This window comes from Hydrogenophaga sp. (genome assembly GCF_035481345.1).
Lineage (GTDB): Bacteria > Pseudomonadota > Gammaproteobacteria > Burkholderiales > Burkholderiaceae_C > Hydrogenophaga.
Genome location: NZ_DATIGV010000218.1, coordinates 46544 through 72320 on the forward strand (window position 1 = coordinate 46544; position 25777 = coordinate 72320).

The window sequence follows — 25777 nt, forward strand, 5'->3', positions numbered from 1 at the left end:
GCGTGGGCCCCATGCGGGTGCATGGTTTGCACCCGCATGGCGCGCGCGGCTGTCTGACGGCTGATGCACGACATACATGTACTCCCGACGGTTGTTGGAGACGGAAACGGCAACGCGGGCATGCAGCCCGCGCTGGTGAAATCATTCTTGGCATGCGGGCCAGGGCCACATGTAACGAAGCTTGAGTTAAGCCACGCGATGCACACGATGGGCGCGTGCCTGGCGGTGAGGTCGGCGCGACGCTGCGCGGGTGCGCCTTAATTGAATGAACTTATAAAATCACTCGATTCCGGTCCGACAGGAGGTGCAAGCGATGCGGGTGGCCGAACCGATCGAGACGGACGCGCAGACCGAGCGCGAGCTGCGTGCGCTGGCCAAGGGGCGGCGGGTGGAGGCCCGCGTGCAGCAACGCGCCAGCGTCATCCTGCTGGCGGCGCAAGGCTGGCAGAACAAGGACATCGCCGAGGAGGTGAAGCTCGACCGGCGCCAGGTGGCGCTGTGGCGCAGGCGTTTCCTGGAAGGCGGCGTGCCGGCGCTGATGCAGGACGCCTCACGTTCGGGGCGCGCGCCCAGCGTGACCGCCGCGCACGAGTGGTACATCCTGCGCACGACACTGGACGAGCAGCCGGCCGAGGGCGGCAACTGGAGCACGCGCAGCCTGGCCGCGCACCTGGGGCTCAGCGCCACGACCGTGCGCCGGGTCTGGCAGCGCAACGGCATCCAGCCGCACGCGCAGGGCGGTTTCGCGGCCTCGCGCGAGCTGCTGCGCTTCGAGGGCCATCGGGTCGATGTGCTGGGGCTCTACATGAGCCCGCCCGAGCGCGCGCTGGTGCTGGGCTGCCTGGGCGGACGGCCGGCGCGCGCCGGCGCGGCGGTCCACGACGGCATCGGCGCGGCGCGGCTGGCCGCCGCGCTCGGCACGCTGGAGCGGGCCATGCCCCGGGCGTCCCGGGAGCCGGATCGGCACAAGGCCTGGCTCGGATTCCTGCGCGTGATCGAGCGCCAGACGCCCGAGCCTGTGCAGTTGCACCTGATCGTGGACGGCTTTGCCACGCACCGCCACCCCGAGGTGCAGGCCTGGCTGGCCCGGCACCCGCGCGTGGTGGCGCACGCGCTGTTCGCCGAGACGCCCTGGCTGAAGCGGGTCCAGCGCGTGCTGCGCGACATCGCCGGGCAAGGTCTGCGGCGCCAGAGCTTCGCCCAGGTGCCCGAACTCCTGCAGGTCTTCGCGCAGCGCACCGATCCCGGTGCCGATCGGCGTCAGGCCTTCGTCTGGACGGCTCGGCCGCGCCCCTGGCTGTGAGCGGCTCCCCGGGCCGGGGTGCCCGGGCGCATAAGTGCAGAACAAAATGGCGCAGTGCAGCAAAAAAGTCCCGCGTGGCGGTCAGCGGGGCGGGTGCGGGCCTTACATCCCGAAACGGCGTTTCGTGGACCGGCGGCCACGAAGTGGGCGCCGAACGGTCGCCCTGGCGGGCATTGGCCGGTGGGCGAGGGGTCTGGAGCCGCCTTCGCCCAGGTGCCGGCGCTGCCGCGGCGGGCTGGGGCCCATGCCCCATGCCGGTGCTCAGAGCGCGCTGAGCTCGGTCTGCACGGGCCAGGGTAGCGGGGCGCCGCCCTCGGCGCTCGCGCGCAGTGCGAACCGGTGGTGCAGCGCCAGCGTGTGGCGGCCATGGCGTGGTGCGCAGACGCGGTAGCCCTCGCCCGTGCGTTGCACGCTCACGCCGGGCGCGCGGGTGTGCAGCGTCCAGTCGCTCACGTCGCTGGAGGTCAGGCGCAGTCGGGCGCAGAAGCCCTGGGGCATGGTGGTCTGCACCACCAGGTCCTGTTGCGCACCGGAGGCCTCGGCGGCGGTGGCCAGACTGGCGGGGTGGCGGTTGTCGAGCACGCGGGTCATGGGCGGCACCACGATGCGAAAGCGCAGCGAGGCGCTGGCCGAGGCATTCGCGCCGGTGGCGAGGCGCGACTCGGGCCGGGCGCTCAGGGGCGCGGCCAGCACGAGCAGGGCACAGGCGACACGGGCGGCGGTCGGGCTCATGCCTTCTTATCGACCGTTTGGTCGACGACTTGAACCGAGGCCGCCCCGCCAGCAGGGTCTTGCTGGCGCTGCTGGGCGCCGGCGGCATACCCTGTAGGGTTACTCGGCGCGCTGCACCGGCAGGCTCAGGCGCGTGGTCTGGCGCAACTGCACCTCGGTGGACTGGGCGCCGTCGCCGACGACGTTCCAGGGCAGGGGCAGGCTGTCGGCGCGCAGGGTCACGCTGCGCGTGCCGCTGGCGACCAGGGGAAATTCGAAGCGGCCCTGGCTGTCGGTGCGGACGGCGTAGCGGTTGTCCAGGTAGACGGTGGCGTTGGGCACGCCGAGTTCGTTGGCCTCCTGCTCGCCGTTACGGTTGCCATCGAAGAACACCACGCCCTCCAGCCGGCCACCGCCCTGCCCGGCCAGGCCGCCCAGGGGGAAGTCGCGGCTGCCGGCCTGGAAGTCGTAGCGCAGCATCAGATAGAAGGACCGGCCGGAGAGCGTGCGGTCGACCACCACGGGTGGCGCCAGCGGGTCCAGTGAGGCCACCACCGGGAGCTCGCCGCGGTTCCAGACCCAGGTGCCCTCCAGCGTCCAGCGGTTGTTCAGGCGCCAGTTGGCGTTGAGGTTGACGGAGCTGCGGTGGGCGCTGCCCGGGCCCTGCTCGGTGCCGATGCTGCCGCGCAGGCCGGCGCGCTGGCCCACGGGCACGCTGACATTGAGCGCGGCCGTCCACTGATGGCCGCCCTCGCGTTCAGCGGCGCTTTCGGCCAGGCGCGCGATGCCCAGGCTGCTGGACAAGGCCCAGCCCGTGCTCACAGGCCATTCCTGGTCGTGCACCAGGCGCGTGAGGCGGGGGCGGCTGTCGCCTCCCTCCGCTTCCAGGCGCAGGCCGCTGGCGCCCAGCTCATTCACCCAGCGCCAGTCGCCGTAGGCGCTCCAGTCGCGCCCGTCGAGATCGCGCACGGCCAGCCCCACGCCGGCCTGGCTCTCGCGGCCCACGCGCCAGCGCAGGTTGCCGGTGGTGTAGAAGCCGCGACTGTCGCGGCGGCTGATGCTGCGCAGCCAGTCGAACGAGCCATCGGCCGACCAGCGCCGTTGCACGTAGCGCGTGCGCAGGTACAGGCCTTCGAGGTCGCTGGCCATGGGCTGGCCGGCCCAGCTCAGACCCGTGTCGAGCCGGTAGGCGCCCAGGCCGTGCGACCAGGCGCCGCTGTCGCTGTCCCACTCGACATCGGCCCAGCCGCCCTGGCGCGCGCCAGCGAGCGCACGGGAGCGGTCGCTGAGCCACTGGGCCTGCCAGCGCAGCGCGCCGGCGTCGCGGCGCAGCGCCAGGCGCGTGGCCTGAGCGTCCAGCGGGGGCGCGCTGTCGGGCAGGTCGAAGGGGCGCACGCCATCGGCCCGCTCGTGCTGCAGGGCCGCGCCCCAGCCGTCGGCGCTGGTCGAGCGCCACTGCGCGCCCAGCGTGTGCCGTCGGCCCGGCGTGGTGATGAAGCGCGTATCGGGCAGGATGCCCAGGCGGCCCGGCTGCCCGCTGCTGAGCTGCCACTGCCAGCCCGACTCGGGCTTTTCCCATTCGCCGCTGAGGCCGCGCAGGTAGCTGGACGGCACGTACACGCGCGAGGGCAGGCGCGTGAGACCGGGCGCCAGCGAGTTGATGAGGCCCACCTCGTGGTTGCCGACCCAGCCCCCGCCCAGCGGCACACCGCGCTGGCGCAGCGTGAGCGTGCCGCCGCCGCTGCGCGGGCTGTACTGGCCGTCGAAGGACAGCGCGCCGTGGTTGGGGGTTTCCAGCAGGCCGTAGCCGCCGTAGCCCAGGTGCTTGCCGCCGCGCTGATCGAAAGGGTCGCTGGCGAGCCGGGCCTCCAGGCGCAGGTAGCGGGGCCAGCCGCTGGCGTCGTAGTCGGCCGTTGGCGCGTCGTCGACTTCCTGGGGCGGCAGTCCTTCGATTTCGCGGTCCACATAGGGCGCGGGTGTTTGCGCCAGCGCCAGCCCCTGCCAGAGCGGAAGCAGCGCCGACAGCAGCGCGTGGCGCCATGGGCGCGCCCGCGCAGGGGTCATGGGGCGAAGCGCGCGTCCAGCGCCAGCGTGTTGCGCCCCCATTCGAGCTTGCCCTGGATGCGCACCGGAAACCGCACCGTGGGCGCGGCCTGTTTGCCCTCGCCCAGGGCCACGAGCGGCACGCGCCGCGTCTCGCCGGGCAGGATGGGCAGGTCGGCCGGACCGAACTCGATGCGCTGGCCGGCCTCGTCGGTGCCCACCACGAAGCCTTCCAGCCGGCCATGGGCGTTGCCGGTGTTGCGCACCAGCAGCACGGGCGTGGCCTGGCCGTTCACGGTCTCCACGCGGGTGTCGGCCAGTTCCAGGCGCGGCGCGGCGTCGCCCACGGCCGCGTAGACGACGACGCCGATGCGGCCGGCGGCCTGCACGTGGCCGCCGACGGTGGGGTCGCGCCCTTCCACCATGATCGCGAAGCGGCATTCGCGCGGCGGCGTGTCGGCCGGGGGCGTGATCTCGAAGCGGTAGCGGTAGCGGGCGCCCGGCTCCACGGTGAATTCGCGCCGTTCGATGGCCACCCAGGGCCGGCAGCTGTCGGGCGCCAGCGCGTCGGCGAATTCCACCGACTGGTCGGGGTGGAAGACCCAGTCGTTCGTGTAAACGCGGTATTGGCCGCGCGCGTTGCCCACCTGCTGCAGCTCGAACACCTGGCGCAGGGTCTTGCCGGGCTGCACGCGCAACTCGAAGCGGGGCGGCGTGATGTAGGCCGAGAAACCCTGCGCGTGCGCAGCAGGCACGGTGGCACCCAAGGCCAGGGCCCAGAGCGTGGCGATGAGGACGCGCGAGCGTCGGAGTGGCTCAGTCTGCATCGAATTGGAAGTGGAAGTTCAGTCGGCGTTGGGTGCTATGCCAGTCGGTCTGCGCACGCAGGCGCATGTTGAGTTGGTCGTCCAGCGTGGCGCCCGGGATCACGCCCGCGAACACCAGCGTGCGCTCGCCGCTGACCACGCGGCCCGCCTGCAGGCGGCCCTGCGAGGACCACACCGCCTCCACGGGCGAGGACTGGTCGCGCTCCAGCGCCAGGTACACGCGCCCGCTGCGCTGCACGAAAGCGCGGGTGTCGAGGCGCACGTTGACCTGTACCCAGGCCTCGACCGCGCCCGAGCCGTCGGCCGCGGCCTGCAGGGGTCGCCACTGCATCTGCACGTTGGGCGGCACGGTGTGGGTGAGCGAATCGTCCAGACGGTGCGTCTCGGCATGGACCGCTTCGGCGGCGAAGGCCATCAGCATGGCCAGGAGGCAGGCGGCGCGTCTCATGGGCTGGTGACCGTGTAGGTGACGCGCGCGGTGTACGTGCCGGCCGCCCGCACCGCGCTGTTGGCGAAGCGGAAGCTGTGGCAGTTCTCGATGTAGGTGTTGGCCGGGATGGTGGCCAGGAACTGGGAGCCGCCATTGAAGGTGCCGGCCGGGATCACGTTGGGCTGGCCGCTGCCCGGGGCGGAAACGGTCCAGCTGATCTCGCCGATGGGGATGGTGTCGCCGTTGGCGTTGGTGAGCGTGGCCGGCGAACTCACGCGCAGCGCGGCGCTGGCCGGCGCGCCGCTGTTGTTGCGCTGATAGGACGCGCCGATGAGCAACTGGCTCGATGGCGTCGGGCAGGTCAGGTAGTTGTCGCCCTGCAGGCTGTTGGACTGCGTGCTGTTGCTGGTCATGGCCTGGGCCACGCCATTGCCCAGCTGGTTGGCGGGCACGCTCACCGAGACGAGGTTGATGGGGCCGCTGGTGGCGCTGCTGTTGCCGGCCGGCGCGCCATTGCCCACGTGCAGATAGACCCGGCGGCTGGCCTGGCTGATGGAGAGCGACCAGCCGAAGGCGCACGGCGAGCCCAGCGCAATGAGCATCAAGGCGGCGATCGAACGGGGCGGAAGCAGCCAGCGGAGCATGTTCGACAAGGCGCTGAGACAAGGGACGAAGGGCAGCGGGTGTGGCAGACCCTTCGTGGGCGGCGGGCGGGTGTTGGCCGCGCCCGCCAGGGCGATCACGGCGTGATCAGAGCATGGAGGCGGTGTAGGTCACCGTGCCGGTGTAGGTACCGGCCGCCGGAGCCGTGGAGTTGCCGTAGCTGTACGTCCATAAGGCGCTCTGGTTGGTCACGCGGCCGGCCAGGAGGGGTTGGCTGGTGTTGGTGCCGCTGAAGCCGGGCGCCGGCAGGTTGGTGTTGTTGGAGACCACCGACATCTCGGTGAAGGGAATGGTGTCGGCGCCGTTGACCAGGTTGGGCGGGTTGTCGGCGCGGATGGTCACCTGGCCGTTGTTGCCGAACACGCGCACCGGTATCTGACCGTTGCCGGGGAAGCCGCCGTTGGTGTCGCGGATGTCCGCCGCCGGGCTGCCCGGAATGCCCACCTGATCGGCGTTGGTCGTGTAGTCGAAGGTGAGGGTGTCGGCGTTGCTGTTGGACGTGTTCGTCAGGTCCGAGCCGGTGCCCACACCGAGGAACAGCACGCTCGGGATGATCACTTCGAGGTTGAGGCGGGCCACGGCGGAGCCGCCGCCGGTGGTGAGTTGGGATTCGGCCGATGCCATCAGCGGGGAAGCGATGGCCAGCGCCAGGGTGGTCTTCAGAAGGAGGTTGCGTTTCACGTCGAGATCCTCAAAGGTAGGTGAACACTTTTGTTGCGGCACCTTGGGGGAAAGGTGGCGCGATTCCGAGGACCGTTACGGGTACTCACAATCGCAGCAGGGCAGAAAGTGCCTGTTTTTCAACTACTTAAGGGAAGTTTCTGAGCCGGCGGTCGAAAATTTTCACCAAATGGTGGGCAGACCCCTCAAGAAAATCATTTGTTTGCCGAGTGACTACCATGGTTTTCCATCAGGTGAGTCAAAGGTATGGCTCCGCCGGCTTTCACCTCGCCCAGTGAAAAACTGGTGTGCAGGTCCTTCACGTTGGGCAGGTTCAGCAGCACCTCGCGCGCGAAAGCGCTGAAGTGGTGCAGGTCGCGGCTCACCACCTGCAGCTCGAAGGTGCCCGAGCCGCTGATGTAGTGGCAGGCCACGACCTCGGGGATGGCGCGGATGGCCTGCTCGAGCTGGCGCGTGACGTCCCCGTTGTTGCGGTCCGCGTCCAGGCGCACGAAGGCCAGCACCCCCAGGCCCAGCTTGTCGCGATCGAGCACGGCGCGGTAGCCCTGGATGAAGCCCCGCTCTTCCAGCGCTCGCACGCGCCGCCAGCAGGGCGCGGGAGACAGGCCCACGCGCTGCGCCAGCTCGGCGTTGGTGAGGCGGCCGTCGGCTTGCAGTTCTTGCAGGATGGCGAGGTCGAACTTGTCCAATGTTTCCATGATGGGCAAAAGAAAGAAAGCTTCTTTCTCCATCATGCAAATTCCGGGCATGAAACGCAAACACCTATCGCAAGCTCGGGCATACACTGCGCGGCAGACTGGGGGCCGGTCCCTACCCGGGGCCAGCCCCCAGTCGCACGCGCGTCCACAAGACGCCCCCGCCCACGAAGGAGACACACAAGATGAACGCGCCGCTGCCCGAGCACATCCGCCTGGCCCTCGAAACCGTCACCCTGGACGACAAATACACGCTGGACCATGGCCGCGCCTTCATGAGCGGCGTGCAGGCCCTGGTGAAGCTGCCCATGCTGCAGCGCCAGCGCGACGCGCTGATCGGCAAGAACACCGCGGGTTTCATCAGCGGTTACCGCGGCTCCCCGCTGGGCGGTTATGACCAGTCCCTGCAGAAGGCGGCGCCGCACCTCAAGAAGCAGAACATCGTCTTCCAGCCCGGTGTGAACGAGGAGCTGGCGGCCACCGCGCTGTGGGGCACGCAGCAACTGGGCTTCGCCCCGCCCGGCACCAACCGCTTCGACGGCGTGTTCGGCATCTGGTACGGCAAGGGCCCGGGCGTGGACCGCTGCTCCGACGTTTTCAAGCACGCCAACATGGCCGGCACCAGCCCCTGGGGCGGCGTGATCGCGGTGGCTGGCGACGACCACGTGGCCAAGAGCTCCACCGCCGCGCACCAGAGCGACCACATCTTCAAGGCCTGCGGCCTGCCGGTGTTTTTCCCGGCCAGCGTGCAGGACATTCTCGACCTGGGCCTGCACGCCTTCGCCATGAGCCGCTTCTCGGGCGTGTGGACGGGCATGAAGACCATTCAGGAGATCGTCGAGTCGAGTTCGACCGCGCTGATCGACCCCGAGCGCGTGCAGATCGTGATCCCCGAGTTCGAGATGCCGCCCGGCGGCCTGCACATCCGCTGGCCCGACGCCGCGCTGGAGCAGGAGGCCCGCCTGTTCGACCACAAGTGGTACGCGGCCCTGGCCTACGTGCGCGCCAACAAGCTCAACCACAACGTCGTCGCCGGCCCGAACGACCGCTTCGGCGTGATCGCCAGCGGCAAGGCCTACAACGACACCCGCCAGGCCCTGGTAGACCTGGGCCTGGACGACGACACCTGCCGCCGCATCGGCCTGCGCCTGCACAAGGTGGCGGTGGTGTGGCCGCTGGAGGCGCAGACCACGCGCGAGTTCGCCACCGGCCTGCGCGAGATCCTGGTGGTGGAGGAGAAGCGCCAGGTCATCGAGTACCAGCTCAAGGAAGAGCTCTACAACTGGCGCCCCGACGTGCGCCCCAACGTGCTCGGCAAGTTCGAGGAGGACGAGGGCGATTACAGCGGCGGCGAGTGGTCGCGCCCCAACCCCAGCGCCAACACCCTGCTGCGCGCCAAAGCCGACCTCAATCCCGCGCTGATCGCGCGCGCCATCGCCAGGCGCCTGAAGAAGCTGGGCAACATCCCTGAGGACGTGATGGCGCGCATCGACGCGCAGCTCGCCATCCTGGATGCGCAGGAGCGTTCGTTGCAGACCCTGCTGACGCAGGGCGTGCCCGGCGCCGAACGCCAGCCCTGGTTCTGCTCGGGCTGCCCGCACAACACCAGCACCAAGGTGCCCGAGGGCTCGCGCGCCATGGCCGGTATCGGCTGCCACTTCATGAGCATCTGGATGGACCGCGCCACCGTGGGCTTCACCCAGATGGGCGGTGAGGGCGTGCCCTGGGTGGGCCAGCAGCCCTTCAGCACCGACCGGCACATGTTCGCCAACCTCGGCGACGGCACCTACTTCCACTCGGGCATCCTGGCGATCCGCCAGAGCATCGCCTCGGGCGTGAACATCACCTACAAGATCCTCTACAACGACGCGGTGGCCATGACCGGTGGCCAGCAGGTAGGCGAGCGCCCCGAGGGCCACAGCGTGGTGCAGATCGCGCAGAGCATGCGCGCCGAGGGGGTCAAGAAGATCACCATCGTCACCGACGAGCCCGAGAAGTACGAGGGTGTGACGGGCATTCCCGAGGGCATCGCCATCCAGCACCGCGACACGCTGGACGCCGTGCAGCGCGAGTTCCGCGAGATCGAAGGCACCACGGTCATCATCTACGACCAGACCTGCGCCACCGAGAAGCGCCGCCGCCGCAAGCGCGGCACCATGGTCGAACCGGCCAAGCGCGTCGTCATCAACGAGCTGGTGTGCGAGGGCTGCGGCGATTGCGGCGAGAAATCCAACTGCCTGTCGGTGGAGCCGCTGGAGACGCCCTTCGGCCGCAAGCGCCAGATCAACCAGAGCACCTGCAACAAGGACTATTCCTGCGTGAACGGCTTCTGCCCGAGCTTCGTCACGGTGGAGGGTGGCCAGCTGCGCAAGAAGAAGGGCGCGGCCAAGGCCGAGTGGGAGGGCGCCGCGTTGCCGCACCCCGCGCTTCCCGCGCTGGGCCAGGAGGCCTGGGGCATCATCGTCGCGGGCGTGGGCGGCACGGGCGTCATCACCATCGGCCAGTTGCTGGGCGTGGCCGCGCACCTGGAAGGCAAGGGCATCGTCACGCAGGACGCGGCCGGGCTGGCACAGAAGGGCGGCGCCACCTGGAGTCACGTGCTCATCGGCGCCTCGCAGAACCAGATCCACACCACGCGCGTCTCGGCGGCGTCGGCCGACCTGATCATCGGCTGCGACCCGATCGTGGCCGCCAACAAGGAAACCTGGCAGCGCCTGCGCGAGGGCCGCACGCACGTGGCCATCAACAGCAGCGCCACGCCCACCGCGGCCTTCGTGAAGAACCCCGACTGGCTCAGCCCCGCGCAGGCCTGCGTGGACACGCTGGTCAACCACCTGGGCCGCGAGGCGATCGGCGTGGTGGACGCCGAGACCATTGCGACCCGCCTGCTGGGCGACAGCCTGTACACCAACCCGTTGATGCTGGGCTATGCCTGGCAGAAGGGCTGGATCCCGTTGGGTCAGGCCGCGCTGATGCGCGCGATCGAGCTCAACGCCGTGGCGGTGGAGCAGAACAAGGCCGCCTTCGAATGGGGCCGCCGCGCCGCGCACGACCTGCCGGCCGTGCTGGCCGCCTGCGGTTTGTCGGGTCCGGCCGCGCAGGTCATCCAGTTCCAGCCGCGCGAGACGCTGGAGCAGCTGATCGCGCGCCGGGTCGACTTCCTCACCGGCTACCAGAACGCCGGCTATGCGCGCGAGTACCGCGACTTCGTCGAGCGGGTGCGCCAGGTCGAGTCGCAGGCCCTGGGCAAGGCCGCGCTGACGGAAGCGGTCGCTCGCTCCCTGTTCAAGCTCATGGCCTACAAGGACGAGTACGAGGTGGCGCGCCTGCACAGCGACCCCGCTTTCCACGAGAAGATCGCGGCGCAGTTCGAGGGCGACTTTTCGCTCAAGGTGCACCTGGCGCCGCCGCTGCTGGCCAAGAAGAACGAGCGGGGCGAGCTAGTCAAGAAGCCCTACGGCCCTTTCATGTTCACCGCCTTCCGGTGGCTGGCGAAATTCAAGGGCCTGCGCGGCACCGCATTCGATCCCTTCGGCCGCACGGCCGAGCGGCGCATGGAGCGTGAACTGATCGCGCAGTACCGCGCCGACATCGAAGCCCTGCTGCCCGGGCTTACCCCCGACAGCCAGGACCTGGCGCTGGAGATCGCGCGCCTGCCCGAGCAGATCAAGGGCTACGGCCACGTGAAGGAGCGCCACGCCCAGGCCGTGGCCGTGCGGCGCGAGGCGCTGCTGGTGCGCTGGCGCTCGGGCGCCAGCGCCGCACCGGTGCGTCAGGCGGCCTGAAGCGCAACACCCCTGCCGCGCTTCGCGCGGCCCTCTCAAAAGGGGGCGCACCTGCGGCCCGGCAAAGCCGGTTCCGCGGTGCCCTGGGGACGATCCTGGCAGAACGGCTTCTGTCAAGGGGGCGGCATACAATCGCCGGTTGTTCTGAACCCGCTGGAGACCGCCTGTGTTGATTTCCCCCGCCTACGCCCAAGCCGCCACCGGCGGCACCGAGTCCACCCTGCTGGGCATGCTCCCGCTGGTGCTGATGTTCGTGGTGCTGTACTTCGTGATGATTCGCCCGCAGCTCAAGCGCCAGAAAGAGCACAAGGCCATGATCGAGGCCGTGGCCAAGGGCGACGAGATCGTGACCGCTGGCGGCTTCCTCGGCAAGGTGTCCAAGATCGGTGACACCTACATCGGCGTGGAACTTGCCGACGGCCTGGAAGTCCAGATGCAGCGCACCGCTGTCGTGCAGGTGCTGCCCAAAGGCACCATCAAGTAACACCCCCGAGCGGGCCGGCTGACGCCGGCCCGCTCCCCCTCAAGGGGCAACGCGCACCGACCGGCGGAGCCGGATCCGTCGCGTTCTGACCGATACCTCGCGAGCGCCGAAGGGCCTGTATGAACCGATACCCGCTGTGGAAGTACGCGATCATTGTGATCGCCCTGTTGGTCGGCGCCATCTACGCCCTGCCCAACTTCTTCGGGGAGGCGCCGGCGGTGCAGGTGTCGGCCGGCAAGGCCACGGTACGGGTGGACATCGGCACCGTCACGCGGGTGGAGCAGGCGCTGTCGGCCGCGTCCATCACTCCCAGCGCGCTGTCGCTCGAAGGTGCCTCGGTACGTGCGCGCTTCGAGGACACCGACACCCAGCTCAAGGCGCGCGACGCGATCGATCGCGCGCTCAACACCGACCCGAACGACCCCGGCCACGTGGTGGCGCTGAACCTGGTGCCACGCACGCCGAACTGGCTGTCGGCCCTGTATGCCCGCCCCATGTACCTGGGCCTGGATTTGCGCGGCGGCGTGCACTTCATGCTGCAGGTGGACATGAAGGCCGCGCTGGAGCGCCGCGCCGACGTGCTGGCCACCGACCTGCGCAACGCCCTGCGTGAGAAAAACATCCGGCACGGCGGCATCGTGCGCAATGGCCAGACGATCGAACTGCGCGTGCGCGACCAGGCCGCTCGCAACGCGGTGTTCGACCTGGCGCAGGCGCAGTTCTCCGAGCTCGTGCTCGCCGAATCCACCGAGGGCAGCGACACGCGCATCACCGCAACGATCCGCCCCGAGGCCGCGCGCGCCGTGCAGGACCAGGCGCTCAAGCAGAACATCACCACCCTGCACAACCGCATCAACGAACTCGGCGTGGCCGAGCCGGTGATCCAGCAGCAGGGCGCCGACCGCATCGTCGTGCAACTGCCCGGTGTGCAGGACACGGCCAAGGCCAAGGACATCCTGGGCCGCACCGCCACGCTGCAGGTGCGCCTGGTCGACGAAAGCGCCGAGGGGCTGGCCGCCGAACGCGGCGTCGGCGCCGTGCCCTTCGGCTCCGAGCGCTACCTGGAGCGCGGCGGCCGCGCCATCATCGTCAAGCGCGAGGTGCTGCTCACCGGCGAGAACCTCACCGACGCGCAGGCCGGCTTCGACGGCCAGACGCAGGAGCCGGCGGTCCACCTCACGCTCGATGGCAAGGGTTCGCGCATCTTCCGCGACGTCACGCGCGAGAACGTGGGCAAGCGCATGGCCATCATCCTGTTCGAGAAGGGCAAGGGCGAGGTCGTGACAGCGCCCGTCATCCGCGCCGAAATCGGTGGCGGTCGCGTCCAGATCTCGGGCGCCATGACCACCACGGAGGCCAGCGACACCGCGCTGCTGCTGCGCGCCGGCTCGCTCGCCGCGCCGATGGAAATCATCGAGGAGCGCACCATCGGCCCCAGCCTGGGCGCCGAGAACATCGCCAAGGGCTTCAACAGCGTGACCTGGGGGTTCGTGGTGGTGGCGCTGTTCATGTGCGTCTACTACGCAGTCTTCGGCATGTTCTCCGCCATCGCGCTGGGCTTCAACGTGCTGCTGCTGGTGGCCGTCCTGTCCATGCTGCAGGCCACGCTGACATTGCCCGGCATGGCCGCCATGGCGCTGGCGCTGGGCATGGCCATCGACGCCAACGTGCTCATCAACGAACGGGTGCGCGAGGAGTTGCGCCGCGGCGCCACGCCGCAGGCGGCGATCAACGCCGGCTATGACCGCGCCTGGGCCACCATCCTCGACTCCAACATCACCTCGCTGATCGCGGGCCTGGCGCTGTTGCTGTTCGGCTCGGGGCCGGTTCGCGGCTTCGCCGTCGTGCACTGCCTGGGCATCGTCACCAGCATGTTCTCCGCCGTGTTCTTCTCGCGCGGCCTGGTGAACTTCTGGTACGGCCGCCAGAAGAAGCTCAAGTCCATCTCCGTCGGCACGGTGTGGCGCCCCGAGGGCGATGCCACCCCCGCCAAGGCCGACTGAACCCGCACCCGGAGCCCACGATGGAGTTCTTCCGCATCCGCCGCGACATTCCGTTCATGCGGCACGCGATCGTGCTGAACGCGATCTCGTTCATCACCTTCCTTCTCGCCGTCTTCTTCCTGGTGACGCGCGGGCTGCACCTGTCGGTGGAGTTCACCGGCGGCACCGTGGTCGAGGTCGCCTACGAGCAGCCGGCCGACCTGGGCGCCGTGCGGCGCGTGGTCGAGGACCTGGGCTACCTTGAGGTGCCGGTGCAGAACTTCGGCAGCTCGCGCGACGTGCTGCTGCGCTTGCCCGTGGTCCAAGGGCAGTCCTCGGGCCAGCAGGCCGAGGCCCTGTTCGCCGCGCTCAAGGCGCAGAACCCGGCGGTGGTGCTCAGCCGCACCGAGTTCGTGGGCCCGCAGGTGGGTGAGGAGTTGGTGCACAACGGCCTGATCGCGCTGGGCCTCGTGATCCTGGGCATCATCATTTACCTGTCCCTGCGCTTCGAGTGGAAGTACGCCGTCTCGGCCATCGTCGCCAACCTGCACGACGTGGTCATCATCCTGGGCTTCTTCGCCTTCTTCCAGTGGGAGTTCTCGCTGGCTGTGCTGGCCGCCACCCTCGCGGTGCTGGGCTACTCGGTCAACGAATCGGTGGTCATCTTCGACCGCATCCGCGAGACCTTCCGGCGCCAGCGCAAGATGACGCCTCAGCAGGTGATCGACCATGCGATCACCTCCACCATCAGCCGCACCATCATCACGCACGGCTCGACGCAGATCATGGTGCTGTCGATGCTGCTCTTCGGTGGCCCCACGCTGTTCTACTTCGCTCTGGCGCTGACCATCGGCATCTGCTTCGGCATCTACTCGTCGGTGTTCGTGGCGGCGGCCATGGCCTTGTGGCTCGGCGTCAAGCGCGAAGACCTGATCAAGCCGACCAAGACGGAAGGCGATCCGGACGATCCGAACGCCGGCGCCGTCGTGTAGTCCGTGGCGTCCTTGCCATACCGGGGCCGCCCAACGGCGGTGTCCAGGGGTCTCGCGGGGGTGGTTCGTGAGGTCTTCGTGTCATACTGAAACACATGGTTTCGCCGTCCCAACCGACCGGGTTTGCCCTTGCCCAGCAGGCGCGTGAGCGCCATGTGCTGCACGTGGGGCGGTCCCTGCCGGATCTGGCGAAGGCCATTGAACAGCGCCTCACCACCCTGCTCGACCAGCCCGGCACCTCCGTCGATGTGCAAGTACGGCGCGACACCTGGGCCGCGTTCAAGAAGCGGCAGTCGATGTGGATCGACGACTGCCGCACCGCGCTGAAGAAGCATCTCGCGGCGCGCGCCGGTCTCACCGAGCCGGCCAGCCTCTCCGGCCAGCTCGAGCTGGTGGCCGAAGGTGCCATCGACGACCAGATCCTGGCCTCGCGCATGGCCATGCGCGTGCTCGACAAAACCTCGTCCGAGCTGAACGAACTGCGGTTGCGCGTGCAGTACCTGGAGCGGCGCACCGAGCTCTCCAAAAGCGACATCCTGCTGCCCGACGTGCTCGCGCGCCTGCTGGTGGAGCAGTGGAAGTCCGCCGGGCTCGAGCGAGAGGGCCTGGGCCTGGTGCAGGACCACATCGCCCCCATGCTGGGCGCGATCCTGCTCGACGGCTACAAGGCCGCCAACGCGTACCTCGTCGCCAATGGCGTGATGGAAACGATCGACCTGCAGGCGCTGGTGCGTCGCAGTCCGTCCAGCACGAGCGGCGCAGCGCCCATTACCCGGCCCGGCCCCGCCAGCGGCCCGAGCACGGGCGGTGGCCTGCACACTCCGTTCCGCCGGGTACAGGAACCCGGACGCCCCGGTGCCCATGGGCCAGCGCCCGGTCAGGTGGGTGGTGGGGGCAACCCGTCGGGCATGGGACAGCCCCCTGCGAGCGGGCGGGGCGCTCAGCACAGTGGCTACCCTGGCTCTTCCGGCATGGGCGTGAACGACGAGACGCGCATGCTCACCGGCACCTCGCCGCTGGCGCGCGCACGCATGCGTGCACAGGGTGTCGTGGGCCGCTTGCGGCGCATGCTGCTCGACCACGTGGGTCCCGAATTCGAGGCGACCGAGATCATTCCGCCGTCGCCCGCGCTGCAGCAAGCCATGGCGCGCCAGGTGTCGTTCCCAAGCACCGGCTCCGGTCTCGGCGCGGCCCCCACCGGCGGTGGCGCGGTCTATGTCGATGCCGGCACGGTCGAGCGCACGGCGGTGGCGCTGCGCGAGCGCACCCAGGAACTCAAGCAGGCGGCGTCCACCCCCAGCGAGAAAGCCACCATCGAGGTGGTGGCGCTGATGTTCCAGGCCATCCTGGCCGAGGAACGCATTCCGCCCAGCATCCGCGTGTGGTTCGCCCGCCTGCAGATTCCCGTGCTGCGCGTGGCCCTGGCCGAACCCGAATTCTTCAGCGCCCTGCAGCACCCCGCGCGCCGGCTGATCGACCGCATGGGTTCTTGCGTGATGGGTTTTGAATCCAACGTCGGTTCCGCGGCGCTGGAGGCCGAGATCAAGCGCGTGGTGCAGGTGATCGAGCAGTACCCCGAAACCGGGCGCCGCGTGTTCCAGCTCGTCTACGACGAGTTCCAGAAATTCCTGTCTACCTACCTGAGCGAGCAGAGCAGCGCCAGCCGCTTCGTGAGCGTGGCCCAGCAGGTCGAACAGAAGGAAACGCTGTCGGTGCAGTACACGATCGAGCTGCGCAAGTTGCTCGACGACGTGCCGGTGCGCGCCGAGGTGCGGGACTTTCTCTTCAAGGTCTGGGTCGACGTGTTGGCCGTGGCCAGCGTCAAGCATGGCATCAAGCACCCCGACACGCAGGCGCTCAAGCAGGCCGCGTCCGATCTGCTGTGGGCGGCGAGCGCCAAGCCCAGCCGCGACGACCGCGCGCGCGTCATCCAGCAGTTGCCCGGCATCCTGCAGCGCTTGCGCCAGGGCATGGGCCTGCTGGGCTTTCCCCAGGGCTTGCAGGACCAGCACATCAAGTCGGTGAGCGATACGCTGGCCGATGCCTTCATGTCGCGCACGGAGTCCATTGCCCAGAGTCAGCTCGACGCCTTGTCCAAGCGCCTGGCCAACCTCGAGGACTACCTGCCCGAAGGCGGTGTCGGCGACTTCGATCTCAACGCCGACAGCATCGAGCTGATCACGGGCGTGGACGCGAGCAACATCGAGGTCATCAACCAGGGCGGCAGCCAGCCCAACGAGGCCATGCGCGCGTGGGCGGTGGAGCTGCAGATCGGCTCCTGGTTCGGCCTCGACCACAACGGCAAGCTCGGCAGCGTGCAACTGGCCTGGCGCAGCCAGCACGGCCAGCTGTACCTGTTCGTGAGCAACGCGGGGCGCTGCTACCTCATGCCGGCCACGCGCGTCGCTGCCTACCTGCAGGCCGGCCTGCTGGTGCCGAGCGAGGAAGAGGCGCTCACCGTGCGCGCCACGCGCGAGGCGCTGGCCAAGCTCGACGCCAATCCGGAGCGTCTGCTGGCCTGAGGCCGGTTGTCTGCGTCGCGGGCTCAGCCCTGCGCCACGCGCTGCAGCAGACCACCCGGCAGGCGCGCCACCAAGCCCTGCAGTTCCAGTTCGAGCAGTTGCGCTTGCAAGGCACTGGTCGGCAGACCCGTGCGCACCAGCAAGGCGTCCAGGCTCACGGGGTCGTGGCCCAGGGCGTCGAGCAGTTCGCCCTCCGAGCCCGGGGACTCGGTCGGCGATTCGTTGTCCAGGCGCGGGGCGGCGTCCGCCAACCGAAGTTCTTCCAGCACGTCCTGCGCCGATTCCACCAGCTTGGCGCCCTGGCGGATCAAGGCATGGCAACCGCGTGACTGGGGCGAGTGAATGGAGCCGGGGATGGCGAACACTTCACGCCCTTGTTCGCTCGCCAGGCGCGCCGTGATCAGCGAGCCCGACTGCAACGCCGCCTCGACCACCAGGGTGCCCATGGACAGGCCGGCGATCACCCGGTTGCGCTGAGGGAAGTTCTGCGCCAGCGGCGGCGTGCCCAGCGGGTACTCGCTGAGCATGGCGCCGTGGGCGACGATGCGGTGAGCCAGATCGCGGTGGCGGCTGGGGTAGACGCGGTCAAGCCCGGTGCCCACCACGGCCAGCGTGAGGCCGCCAGCGCGCAGCGCGCCCTCGTGTGCGGCGCCATCGACACCCAGCGCGAGGCCCGAGACGATGCACAGACCGGAGGCCGCCAGCGAATGAGCGAAGGCTTCGGCGTTCTGCGCGCCCTGCGGCGTCGGGTTGCGACTGCCGACAACGGCCAGCCGCTGCGGGTGCGACAGCGCCTCCAGGCGGCCATGAACGAACAGCATCAGCGGCGGATCGGCCGTGTCCAGCAGGGACGCGGGATAGCGCGGGTCCGCGAGGGTGAGCACGTGGCGCGCGTTGTCCTGTGCCAGCCAGCGCTCGTGGGTGCTCAGCGCCGCATCGAAGCCCTCTGGTGGCTGCGCCATGGCCTTGGCCAGCGCGGGCTCCACCACGCCGTCCCAGCTGTCGGGCGCTCGGGCCCAGATCGTCTCGGGCAGTCCGAAGGCGGCCAGCAACTGGCGGGCCGTGGTGCGGCCCAGGCCCTGCGTCAGGAGCAGCCGCAGCCAGGCGGCCAGCTCGTCACGCGGCATCGGGGTCAGGGATTGACGAAGCGGTCGCCCACCTGCACGCCATCGGCAATTTCAAGCACGATGGCGTAGGAGACGCGGTCGAAGGTGCGGAACACCATCATCAGACCGTTGCGCTCGCCGGGCAGGCGCATGTTGGGGCGCGCGCTGTCGGTGGTGTCCCTGATGATGTTGCTCTCGCGCAGCAGGGCCAGCACGTGGCCGGGCTCGACGCCGTTCTGCTTGCCGCGGTTGATGGTGACGACCATGTTCTGCGCGGCGTAGTTCACGGCATTGCCGTACACCGAGACGATCTGGCCGGATTGCGGGTTTTGCGGTGCCCGCGGCACGAAGTTGAGGAATTCGCGCGGCGGCTCGGGCAGCAGGCGATCGCCCACGCGCATTTCTTCCTTCGCCGCGGTGATGTCGATACCGGCCGGCACGATTTCCTGGATCTTCTCTCCCTTTGCGTCGAGGCCTTCGCGGCGGCGCTCGTTGGAGACCACGTTGGCCTTGCCCACGTACTGCGCCTCGTAGCCCAGGATCTCGTTGGTGCTGGGATCGCGCAGGGGCGTGGCGTTGCGGAACACGCGGTAGCCGATCGAGCGGCCGTCAACCACGGCCAGCGGTTCCGCATCGGGGCGGTCACCGGAGATCGAGCGCGCGTAGGCGCGGTCGCCGCGGCTGAGCAGCACGCGGTTCTCTTGCGTGGCCACGATGCGGGGCGCGCGGTTGATCGCGTTCTCGTCGACGATCAGCGGCTCGGTGAGGAAGGACTCGATGGTCTGCAGCGAGATCGGCGGGATCGCGGTGTCGGACAGCGATTCGTAGCGTGTGCGCGGCGACACCTTGATGGTGCCAGGCTCGCCACCCGGTCCGCGCGTGCTCAGCGTGGCGCGGCCGTTGGCCTTGATGAGGTACAGCATCTGCCCCGGGTAGATGCGGTGCGGGTTCTTGATGTCGTCGAGGTTCATGCCCCACAGCTCGGGCCAGCGCCACTGGCTGCGCAGGAAGATGCCTGAGATGGCCCACAGCGTATCGCCGCTCTTGACGGTGTAGCTGTCGGGGGCGTTGGGCGCGAGTTCGGAGAGCGGCACGCCGGTCTGGGCGACCTGGTTGGCGGTGGCGCGCTGGCCGGGGGTGACGGGGTAGCGCTGCTCGGCCGGGACGACCGCACTTTGCGCGAAAGCCGCCTGTGCGGCGCAGGCCAGGCCGACGGCGCTGGCGATGGTGGAGATCAGGCGGGTGTTCGATCGCATGTTCGGGGGCCCCTGGGCGGCTGCCGTCGGCCGGTGCGATGACGCCGTGTGAGCCGGCGTCTCGATCGTGGCCTGGGGCGCGCGAGTCTTGACAAAGCGCGTTGGATTCTGCGCGCAAGCCTTTGATTGCGCAATGTTTCTGGCAGCTCGCGATTTCGCGTCGTCGGGAAAGTGGCGAAAATAGCGACATCGGTTTCCGCCTGTCAGCGTGCCACTGCCTGCCGTCGCCCCTGGCCCCAACGGAGACCTCTTGCGATACTGCTTCAACGAGTCATGAGCGCCCCCGATACCCTGCCGATCCTGCACTATCCCGATCCCCGCCTGCACACCGTGGCCAAGCCCGTGGCGGCGGTGGACGAGCGCATCCGCGCGCTCATTCCGCGCATGCTGGCCACCATGTACGAGGCCAATGGCATCGGCCTCGCCGCGACCCAGGTCGACGTGCACGAGCGGCTCATCGTGATCGACGTGAGCGAGTCGCGCGACAAGCCGATGGTGCTGATCAACCCGGTGATCGAATGGGCCAGCCCCGAGACGCGCAAGGGCGAAGAGGGTTGCCTGTCGGTGCCCGGCATCTACGATGGCGTGGAGCGTTCGGTGGCGGTGCGCGTGCGCGCGCTCGACGGCGAGGGCGTGGAACGCACGATCGAGGCCGAAGGCATGCTGGCCGTGTGCATCCAGCACGAGATGGACCACCTCATGGGCAAGGTCTTTGTGGAGTACCTCTCCCCGCTCAAGCGCAACCGGATCAAATCCAAGCTCGTGAAAGCACAACGGGAAGCCCTGCGCGCATGAACCCCTCCTTCGCCCTGCGCTGCTTGTGCCTGGTGGCCCTGCTGTGGCTGGCGGGGTGCGCGGGCATGCCCGAGCGGCTGCAACCCGGCACAACGCGTGCGCAAGTGATCGACCAACTGGGCCCGCCCAGTGCCGAGTACGCGCTGTCCGGCGGCGCGCGCCTGCAGTACTCGCGCCAGCCGCTGGGCCGTCAGGTCTACAACCTCGACTTCGACGCCGATGGCCGCTTGCGCAGCGTCGTGCAGGTGCTCGACATCCACTGGATGCAGAAGAACATCGCGATCGACCGCTGGACGCGCGACGACGTGCTGCGCCACATGGGCCGGCCCGCGCTGGTCGAGCGTGTGGCGCTGTTCGACGGCGACATCTGGACTTACCGCTACTCCGAGAACAACACCGACCGGCTGGCGCACGTGCACATCGATCGCGCCGGTGTGGTGCGCAAGCTCATCTTCCTGGATGAGTACAGCCCGCCGCCCGATCGCTCCTGACCCCTCGCCGGCCCTCGCGGTCCGGCCCGTTCCCTGATGAAACTCATCTTCGCCGGCACGCCGGCCTTCGCGCGTGTCGCGCTGGAACGCCTGCTGGCCGCGGGCTTTGACGTTCCCCTGGTGCTCACCCAGCCCGACCGGCCCGCGGGGCGTGGCATGAAGCTGCAGGCCTCGCCGGTGAAGGCGCTCGCGCTGGAGCGCGGCATCGCGGTCTCGCAGCCGCGCGGTCTGCGGCTGGATGGCAAGTACGCCGACGACGCCGCTGCCGCGCGCCAGGCCATCGACGCCGCGCAGGCCGATGCGATGGTGGTCGCCGCATATGGCCTGATCCTGCCGCGCTGGGTGCTGGATGCCATGAGCACCGCCGGGCCGCCCCCAGGTGCTCAAGCCCCCTCGGGGGGCAGTGAGCCGCGCGAAGCGGGGAGCGTGGGGACCCGCGGACCGCGCCTCGGTTGCCTCAACATCCACGCCTCGCTGCTGCCGCGCTGGCGCGGCGCGGCGCCCATCCACCGGGCGATCGAAGCGGGCGACACCGAGACGGGCGTGACCATCATGCAGATGGACGATGGCCTGGACACGGGTGACATGCTGCTGCGCGAGCGCATCGCCATCCGCGACAGCGACACCACCGACACGCTGCACGACCGCCTGGCCGTGCTCGGTGGGCGCCTCATCGTCGAGGCGCTGGAGATCGCGGCCTGCGGTGGGCTGCGCGCCGAGCCGCAGCCGCAAGAGGGCGTGACCTACGCGCACAAGATCGAGAAGGCCGAGGCCGTGATCGACTGGACGCAGCCGGCCACCGCGCTCGCGCGGCGCGTGCGCGCCTTCGACCCCTTCCCCGGCGCGCACACCACCCACGCGGGCGAGGCGATCAAGGTCTGGTCGGCCGAGCCCCTGGCCGCATCCCCCGCCGGAAAGGGCCGCGCTGGCGAGGTGCTGGCGGTCGGGCCCGAAGGCATCACCGTGGCCTGCGGCGAGGGTGCGCTGCGCCTGACGGTGCTGCAGCGCGCGGGCGGCAAGCGCCTGCCGGCGGCTGATTTTCTGCGCGGCTTCGCGCTCGCGCGCGGCGAAGTGCTGGGGGACGGCGCGTGATCCTGTTCCTCAAACGCGAGCACCGCGCGCACCCCGAGTACTTCGAAGGCATCCGCGACCAGTTCTCCGTGGCCATGGGCATCGGCGCCTGGGGCCTCATGACCGGCGTGGCCATGGTGCAGTCGGGGCTGTCGCCGCTGGAGGCGGTGCTGATGACGCTGATCGTCTACGCGGGCAGCGCCCAACTCGCGGCCATTCCCATGATGGCGGCGGGCGCGCCGTTGTGGGTGATCCTGGCGGCGGCCTTCTGCGTCAACCTGCGCTTCGTGGTCTTCTCGGCCCACCTGCGACCCTACCTCATGCACCTGCCGCGCTGGGAGCGCCTGGCCAGCGGCTACGTCACGGGCGACCTCAGCTACGTATTCTTCGCGCGCCGCTACCCGCACCCCAGCGACGACCCGGTCGAACGCGATGCCCAGCAGGCCTACCTGATGGGCAACTGCGCCGTGAATTACGCGGCCTGGATGGGCACGAGCCTGCTGGGCGTGGCACTGGCCAACGCCATTCCGCTGGAATGGGGGCTGGGCTTCGCGGGCATCCTCGCGCTGCTGGGCGTCATGTGCTCGCTCGCCACCTCGCGCTTGCGCATGGTCTCGGCGGGCGTGGCGGGTGCCGCCGCCGTGGTGGCCTTCGCGCTGCCGCTCAAGCTCAACATCCTGGTGGCCATCGCCTGCGCGGTGGCGCTGTGCCTTCTCCTCGAACCGCTGCGCGCCGCGCGCCAGGGCTCCAGCCATGTTTGACGTCGATCCCTGGACGCTGCTGACCATCCTCGCCCTGGGCGTGGTCACCGTGATCACCCGCGGCTTCTTCTTCCTGTCCGACAAGCCCTGGACGCTGCCGCACTGGGCGCAGCGCGGCCTGCAGTACGCGCCCATCGCCGCGCTGTCGGCCGTGGTCGTGCCCGAGGTCGTGATGAGCCAGGGCGCGCTCGTGAGCACCTGGCAGGACGCGCGCCTGTACGGGGCGCTGGCGGGTGCGGTCTGGTTCTTCTGGCGCGGCGGCGTGCTCGGCACCATCGTGGCGGGCATGGTGGTGTACCTGCCGCTGCGCATCGGGCTGGGCTGGTAGGGGCGCGCGCGGCGCCTCAGCGGTGGCTCAACGGTGCCACTGCTCCTGGTAGGCCCACTGCGCAAAGCGCGCGTGGGCCTGGGCCTTGTCGATCAGGTCCGCGTTGCCGCTCGCGCTGTCGCGCAACTGCCCGTCGCGGTAACTCATCAGCCGCGCGGGCGCATCCGGCTGCAGCACCGCCACCTGTGTCTGGCCGCCGGGCGTGTCCTCCAGGTAGGCCTGCGTCTTGTCGAACTGCAGGATCGCCCGGCCGGGCCGCCCGGCCTGCGCCGGATCGCTCAGATCGCGACCGATCAGCGGGTGCTCGCCGCTCAGGCCCATCAGCGAGATCAGCGTCGGTGCCAGGTCGATCTGGCTGGCCAGGGTGTGGATGCGCCGGGCCTCGGTGATCGGCCCGCCCAGGATCAGTCCCGGGATGTGGAAGCGTTCGACGGGAACCAGCGAGGGGCCGTAGACGCGCGAGTTGTGGTCGGCCACGACCAGGAACAGCGTGTTCTCCCAGTAGCGTGAGCGCCGCGCCCGCTCGATGAAGCGGCCGAGCGCGTGGTCCGCGTACTTCACCGCGTTGTTCACCGTGCCCTTGGGCTGTTCGTACAGCTCGATGCTGTGCTCGGGAAACTCGAAAGGCGCGTGGTTGGACGAGGTGAAGACCAGTGCGAAGAAGGGCTTGTCGGCGGGCTGTCGTTCGAAGGCCTGGTGCGCCATGCCGAACAGGTCGCCGTCGGACGCGCCCCAGGTGCCGATGAAGGCCTCGGCCGGCATGTCCTTCTGCTCCACCACGCGGTCGAAGCCGTTGCCCATGAAGAAGCCGCGCATGTTGTCGAAGTGGGACTCGCCGCCATAGAAGAAGGTCGACTCGTAGCCGTGCGGCTTGAGGAATCTGGCCAGCGTGAAGAAGTCGCGCTGAGACTTCGCGAGCTTGACCGTGCTGACCGCCGAGGTCGGCGGAAAGCCCGCGGTCACTGCCTCGATGCCGCGCACCGAGCGTGTGCCGGTGGCGTACAGGCGCTCGAACCACAGGCCCTGCGCGGCCAGTCGGTCCAGGTTCGGCGTGAGTGGCAGGCCGCCCAGCGCACCCACGAATTCCGCGCCCAGGCTTTCCTCCAGCACGATGACCAGGTTGAGTGGTCGCGCGCGCGGATGCGCCGTGGCCTGCCAGTGCCGCGTGGGCAGGTCGTCGCGGGTGAAGGCGCTGGCGGGCAGGCCCGTCTCGCGGCGCACGCGCTCGATCACGTGCGCGCGCGGCAGCTCGGCGTAGGTGATGCCGGCCTCGCTCTTGCGCGACTGGTAGATGGCGTACGCCACGGTGTAGAGCGAGTTGAGCGGCAGCTCGTTGACGAGGTGGTCGCTGGTCAGGGCGGCGCTGGCCGGGTTGGCCGCACGGTGCCCGAGCGCGCCGCGCCCCGCCACGGCCAGCGACACCAGCAGCAGCGCCGACCAGGCCAGCGCCAGCCCCGCGCGCGGCGGCGCGGGGGGTGCTCCCGGTCGGCTCAGGCGCGCGAAGGCCCAGGCCGTCAGGGGCAGCAACAGGGCGGCGGCCAGCAGGTGCGCGGCGTAGTCCTTCAGCAGCGTGCCGCCAACCTCCTTGGCGTAGCCGAGGTATTCCACGAACAGGTAGTTGGGGCGCGCGTCGTACTGCGCCACGAAGGCCGGGGTGGCCAACTCCATGAATCCGACCAGCAGCATCGTCAGGCCGCCATAGACGCGCAGCACGGTCGCCCAGGCGCGCCAGGCGCGCGGGTGCAGCGCCATCCAGGGGGTGAGCGCGGCCGGCAGTACCCAGATGAAGCCCAGCAGCACTCCGTCGAAGCGCAGGCCCTGCCACAGCAGCGAGGTCCAGGCCCGCTCGTGCGACACCCGATCGGCCTGCCAGGCCGCCAGGCCCAGACGCGACAGCCACAACACCGCCAGTGTGCAGGCCATGGGCAGCAGCAGCGGACGCAGCAGGCGCAGGCTCTCGCGCCACGCGTGCCGGGCCAGCGCAATGGCCGGCCCGCCGGGCCCGGCCTGTGCGAGTCGCCAGCCCACCAGCGACACGCTGGCGCAGATCAACAGCGTCCACAGCGTGTGGCTGGGGTAGTGCGCGCCGCGCAGCGTCTGCACGGCGCCGGCGAGTGCGCCGACGCCCAGCGCCGCGGCCAGCCAGCGCAGGCCCACCGCGCGCCGCCGCCGGGCACCGGGCGGTGGCGCCAGCCACGGCAGGCACAGCGCCACGAAGGCGAAGCCGCTGCTGGCGTGGCCGCCCGGGAAGCAGCGCCCCGGCCCGCCATCGGCCAGGCCCCAGGCCCAGTGCGACACCCAGCGCGCGGTGCCGCCGAAGCCTTGCAGGTCCCAGGGGCAACTGGTGAGGCTGGTGTTCTTGACCGCATTGACGGCGAGCAGCGACAGCGCGGCCAGCAGGGCCACGGCGATGCGCTCGCGTCGCGGCAGCGCCGCGCGTGGCCACAGCGCCCAGCCGCACAACAGCAGGAAGGCCAGCACCATGGCCTGGCGCAAGCCGTCGTGCAGCACGCGCTCGAGCAGCCACTGGTCGCGCAGCGCAAAGCCTTGCCCGGAGCCGATCGCGCGCATCACGGCCGTGTCCAGTCCGGACAGGTCCCACAGCAGGGTGAATGCGAGCAGGCCGCACAGCCAGAGCGCGGGGCGCGCGAAGGCGCGGCCCGCGGCCGCCGGTTCCAGGGACAGGGTCGACATGGCGCGGCACTCTCGTGCGCCGCCATTAACTGGTCCTTAAATCGTTTAATGCGGGGCTAAGGTGGCTCTCGATAATGGGCGGCCCATCCCCTCCCTCTTGCAAACCGACATGCGCGCACTCGTGGTGGAAGACGACCCCGGCATCGCCAGCGGCCTG

21 protein-coding genes are annotated in these 25777 nt (G+C 69.7%); 11 read left to right on the forward strand and 10 right to left on the reverse strand.

Translation table 11 applies throughout. The features are described 5' to 3' along the window. Positions 1-313: 313 nt before the first annotated feature. The gene (locus tag VLG41_RS22705) at positions 314-1303 is read left to right on the forward strand and encodes a helix-turn-helix domain-containing protein (RefSeq protein ID WP_325351651.1); all 990 of its coding nucleotides are present in this window, start codon (positions 314-316) and stop codon (positions 1301-1303) included. A 261-nt stretch (positions 1304-1564) separates the two neighbouring features. Here the strand turns inward: VLG41_RS22705 and VLG41_RS22710 are convergent, their stop codons facing one another. From VLG41_RS22710 to VLG41_RS22740, 7 genes are all read right to left on the reverse strand, one after another. Continuing rightward, complete coding sequence (locus tag VLG41_RS22710) at positions 1565-2035, reverse strand: hypothetical protein (protein WP_325351652.1); 471 nt, start codon at positions 2033-2035, stop codon at positions 1565-1567. A gap of 99 nt (positions 2036-2134) precedes the next feature. After that, entirely contained in the window at positions 2135-4078 is a 1944-nt protein-coding gene (locus VLG41_RS22715) for a hypothetical protein (RefSeq protein ID WP_325351653.1), read from the reverse strand. Next, positions 4075-4884, reverse strand: a complete 810-nt coding sequence (locus tag VLG41_RS22720; protein WP_325351654.1) for a hypothetical protein — start codon at positions 4882-4884, stop codon at positions 4075-4077. The genes VLG41_RS22715 and VLG41_RS22720 overlap by 4 nt, the downstream gene beginning before the upstream one ends. After that, positions 4874-5332, reverse strand: a complete 459-nt coding sequence (locus VLG41_RS22725; protein ID WP_325351655.1) for a hypothetical protein — start codon at positions 5330-5332, stop codon at positions 4874-4876. The genes VLG41_RS22720 and VLG41_RS22725 overlap by 11 nt, the downstream gene beginning before the upstream one ends. Further along, positions 5329-5958, reverse strand: a complete 630-nt coding sequence (locus VLG41_RS22730) for a hypothetical protein (protein ID WP_325351656.1) — start codon at positions 5956-5958, stop codon at positions 5329-5331. Before VLG41_RS22730 ends, VLG41_RS22725 begins: the two co-directional genes overlap by 4 nt. A gap of 106 nt (positions 5959-6064) precedes the next feature. Beyond that, on the reverse strand, positions 6065-6658 hold the full coding sequence (locus VLG41_RS22735) for a hypothetical protein (RefSeq protein WP_325351657.1): 594 nt from the start codon (positions 6656-6658) through the stop codon (positions 6065-6067). A 194-nt stretch (positions 6659-6852) separates the two neighbouring features. Then, a complete protein-coding gene (locus tag VLG41_RS22740) occupies positions 6853-7356 on the reverse strand; it encodes an Lrp/AsnC family transcriptional regulator (protein ID WP_325351658.1) in 504 nt (167 codons plus the stop codon). A 182-nt stretch (positions 7357-7538) separates the two neighbouring features. On the opposite strand from VLG41_RS22740, the gene VLG41_RS22745 reads away from it, so the two are divergent. From VLG41_RS22745 to VLG41_RS22765, 5 genes are all read left to right on the forward strand, one after another. Continuing rightward, positions 7539-11138, forward strand: a complete 3600-nt coding sequence (locus VLG41_RS22745; protein WP_325351659.1) for an indolepyruvate ferredoxin oxidoreductase family protein — start codon at positions 7539-7541, stop codon at positions 11136-11138. A gap of 166 nt (positions 11139-11304) precedes the next feature. After that, entirely contained in the window at positions 11305-11622 is a 318-nt protein-coding gene (yajC, locus tag VLG41_RS22750; protein ID WP_291016842.1) for a preprotein translocase subunit YajC, read from the forward strand. Positions 11623-11741: 119 nt separating this feature from the next. Beyond that, positions 11742-13625 carry a protein translocase subunit SecD gene (gene secD / locus VLG41_RS22755; protein ID WP_325351660.1) on the forward strand — a complete coding sequence of 628 codons (1884 nt, stop codon included), beginning with the start codon at positions 11742-11744 and terminating at the stop codon, positions 13623-13625. 20 nt (positions 13626-13645) lie between these two features. After that, a complete protein-coding gene (gene secF, locus VLG41_RS22760) occupies positions 13646-14596 on the forward strand; it encodes a protein translocase subunit SecF (RefSeq protein ID WP_325351661.1) in 951 nt (316 codons plus the stop codon). Positions 14597-14691: 95 nt separating this feature from the next. Beyond that, positions 14692-17118 carry a DUF1631 family protein gene (locus VLG41_RS22765; RefSeq protein WP_325351662.1) on the forward strand — a complete coding sequence of 809 codons (2427 nt, stop codon included), beginning with the start codon at positions 14692-14694 and terminating at the stop codon, positions 17116-17118. Positions 17119-17141: 23 nt separating this feature from the next. Here the strand turns inward: VLG41_RS22765 and dprA are convergent, their stop codons facing one another. Both dprA and VLG41_RS22775 read right to left on the reverse strand, forming a co-directional pair. Then, positions 17142-18245: a DNA-processing protein DprA gene (gene dprA / locus VLG41_RS22770; RefSeq protein ID WP_325351663.1), complete on the reverse strand. Its 1104-nt coding sequence runs from the start codon at positions 18243-18245 to the stop codon at positions 17142-17144. Positions 18246-18250: 5 nt separating this feature from the next. Next, positions 18251-19480 (reverse strand): LysM domain-containing protein, encoded by a 1230-nt coding sequence (locus VLG41_RS22775; protein ID WP_325351664.1) that lies wholly within the window; start codon positions 19478-19480, stop codon positions 18251-18253. Between the two features lie 273 nt (positions 19481-19753). On the opposite strand from VLG41_RS22775, the gene def reads away from it, so the two are divergent. The 5 genes from def to VLG41_RS22800 are packed head-to-tail and all read left to right on the forward strand — an operon-like array spanning position 19754 to position 22926. Beyond that, positions 19754-20275: a peptide deformylase gene (gene def, locus VLG41_RS22780; RefSeq protein ID WP_325351665.1), complete on the forward strand. Its 522-nt coding sequence runs from the start codon at positions 19754-19756 to the stop codon at positions 20273-20275. Next, positions 20272-20766, forward strand: coding sequence for an outer membrane protein assembly factor BamE domain-containing protein (gene bamE / locus VLG41_RS22785; protein ID WP_325351666.1), 495 nt, complete (start codon positions 20272-20274; stop codon positions 20764-20766). Before def ends, bamE begins: the two co-directional genes overlap by 4 nt. A gap of 36 nt (positions 20767-20802) precedes the next feature. After that, the gene (gene fmt / locus VLG41_RS22790) at positions 20803-21858 is read left to right on the forward strand and encodes a methionyl-tRNA formyltransferase (RefSeq protein WP_325351667.1); all 1056 of its coding nucleotides are present in this window, start codon (positions 20803-20805) and stop codon (positions 21856-21858) included. A gap of 2 nt (positions 21859-21860) precedes the next feature. Next, a complete protein-coding gene (locus VLG41_RS22795; protein WP_325351671.1) occupies positions 21861-22598 on the forward strand; it encodes an AzlC family ABC transporter permease in 738 nt (245 codons plus the stop codon). After that, a complete protein-coding gene (locus VLG41_RS22800; protein ID WP_325351668.1) occupies positions 22591-22926 on the forward strand; it encodes an AzlD domain-containing protein in 336 nt (111 codons plus the stop codon). Before VLG41_RS22795 ends, VLG41_RS22800 begins: the two co-directional genes overlap by 8 nt. A gap of 27 nt (positions 22927-22953) precedes the next feature. Here the strand turns inward: VLG41_RS22800 and VLG41_RS22805 are convergent, their stop codons facing one another. Beyond that, positions 22954-25620 carry a sulfatase-like hydrolase/transferase gene (locus VLG41_RS22805; RefSeq protein ID WP_325351669.1) on the reverse strand — a complete coding sequence of 889 codons (2667 nt, stop codon included), beginning with the start codon at positions 25618-25620 and terminating at the stop codon, positions 22954-22956. Positions 25621-25777: the final 157 nt, after the last annotated feature.

Coding starts and splice junctions, on each gene's coding strand:
- VLG41_RS22705 (WP_325351651.1), top strand. CDS start 314: ATGCGGGTGGCCGAACCGATCGAGACGGACGCGCAGACCGAGCGCGAG.
- VLG41_RS22710 (WP_325351652.1), bottom strand. CDS start 2,035: ATGAGCCCGACCGCCGCCCGTGTCGCCTGTGCCCTGCTCGTGCTGGCC.
- VLG41_RS22715 (WP_325351653.1), bottom strand. CDS start 4,078: ATGACCCCTGCGCGGGCGCGCCCATGGCGCCACGCGCTGCTGTCGGCG.
- VLG41_RS22720 (WP_325351654.1), bottom strand. CDS start 4,884: ATGCAGACTGAGCCACTCCGACGCTCGCGCGTCCTCATCGCCACGCTC.
- VLG41_RS22725 (WP_325351655.1), bottom strand. CDS start 5,332: ATGAGACGCGCCGCCTGCCTCCTGGCCATGCTGATGGCCTTCGCCGCC.
- VLG41_RS22730 (WP_325351656.1), bottom strand. CDS start 5,958: ATGCTCCGCTGGCTGCTTCCGCCCCGTTCGATCGCCGCCTTGATGCTC.
- VLG41_RS22740 (WP_325351658.1), bottom strand. CDS start 7,356: ATGGAAACATTGGACAAGTTCGACCTCGCCATCCTGCAAGAACTGCAA.
- VLG41_RS22745 (WP_325351659.1), top strand. CDS start 7,539: ATGAACGCGCCGCTGCCCGAGCACATCCGCCTGGCCCTCGAAACCGTC.
- secD (WP_325351660.1), top strand. CDS start 11,742: ATGAACCGATACCCGCTGTGGAAGTACGCGATCATTGTGATCGCCCTG.
- secF (WP_325351661.1), top strand. CDS start 13,646: ATGGAGTTCTTCCGCATCCGCCGCGACATTCCGTTCATGCGGCACGCG.
- VLG41_RS22765 (WP_325351662.1), top strand. CDS start 14,692: ATGGTTTCGCCGTCCCAACCGACCGGGTTTGCCCTTGCCCAGCAGGCG.
- dprA (WP_325351663.1), bottom strand. CDS start 18,245: ATGCCGCGTGACGAGCTGGCCGCCTGGCTGCGGCTGCTCCTGACGCAG.
- VLG41_RS22775 (WP_325351664.1), bottom strand. CDS start 19,480: ATGCGATCGAACACCCGCCTGATCTCCACCATCGCCAGCGCCGTCGGC.
- def (WP_325351665.1), top strand. CDS start 19,754: ATGAGCGCCCCCGATACCCTGCCGATCCTGCACTATCCCGATCCCCGC.
- bamE (WP_325351666.1), top strand. CDS start 20,272: ATGAACCCCTCCTTCGCCCTGCGCTGCTTGTGCCTGGTGGCCCTGCTG.
- fmt (WP_325351667.1), top strand. CDS start 20,803: ATGAAACTCATCTTCGCCGGCACGCCGGCCTTCGCGCGTGTCGCGCTG.
- VLG41_RS22800 (WP_325351668.1), top strand. CDS start 22,591: ATGTTTGACGTCGATCCCTGGACGCTGCTGACCATCCTCGCCCTGGGC.
- VLG41_RS22805 (WP_325351669.1), bottom strand. CDS start 25,620: ATGTCGACCCTGTCCCTGGAACCGGCGGCCGCGGGCCGCGCCTTCGCG.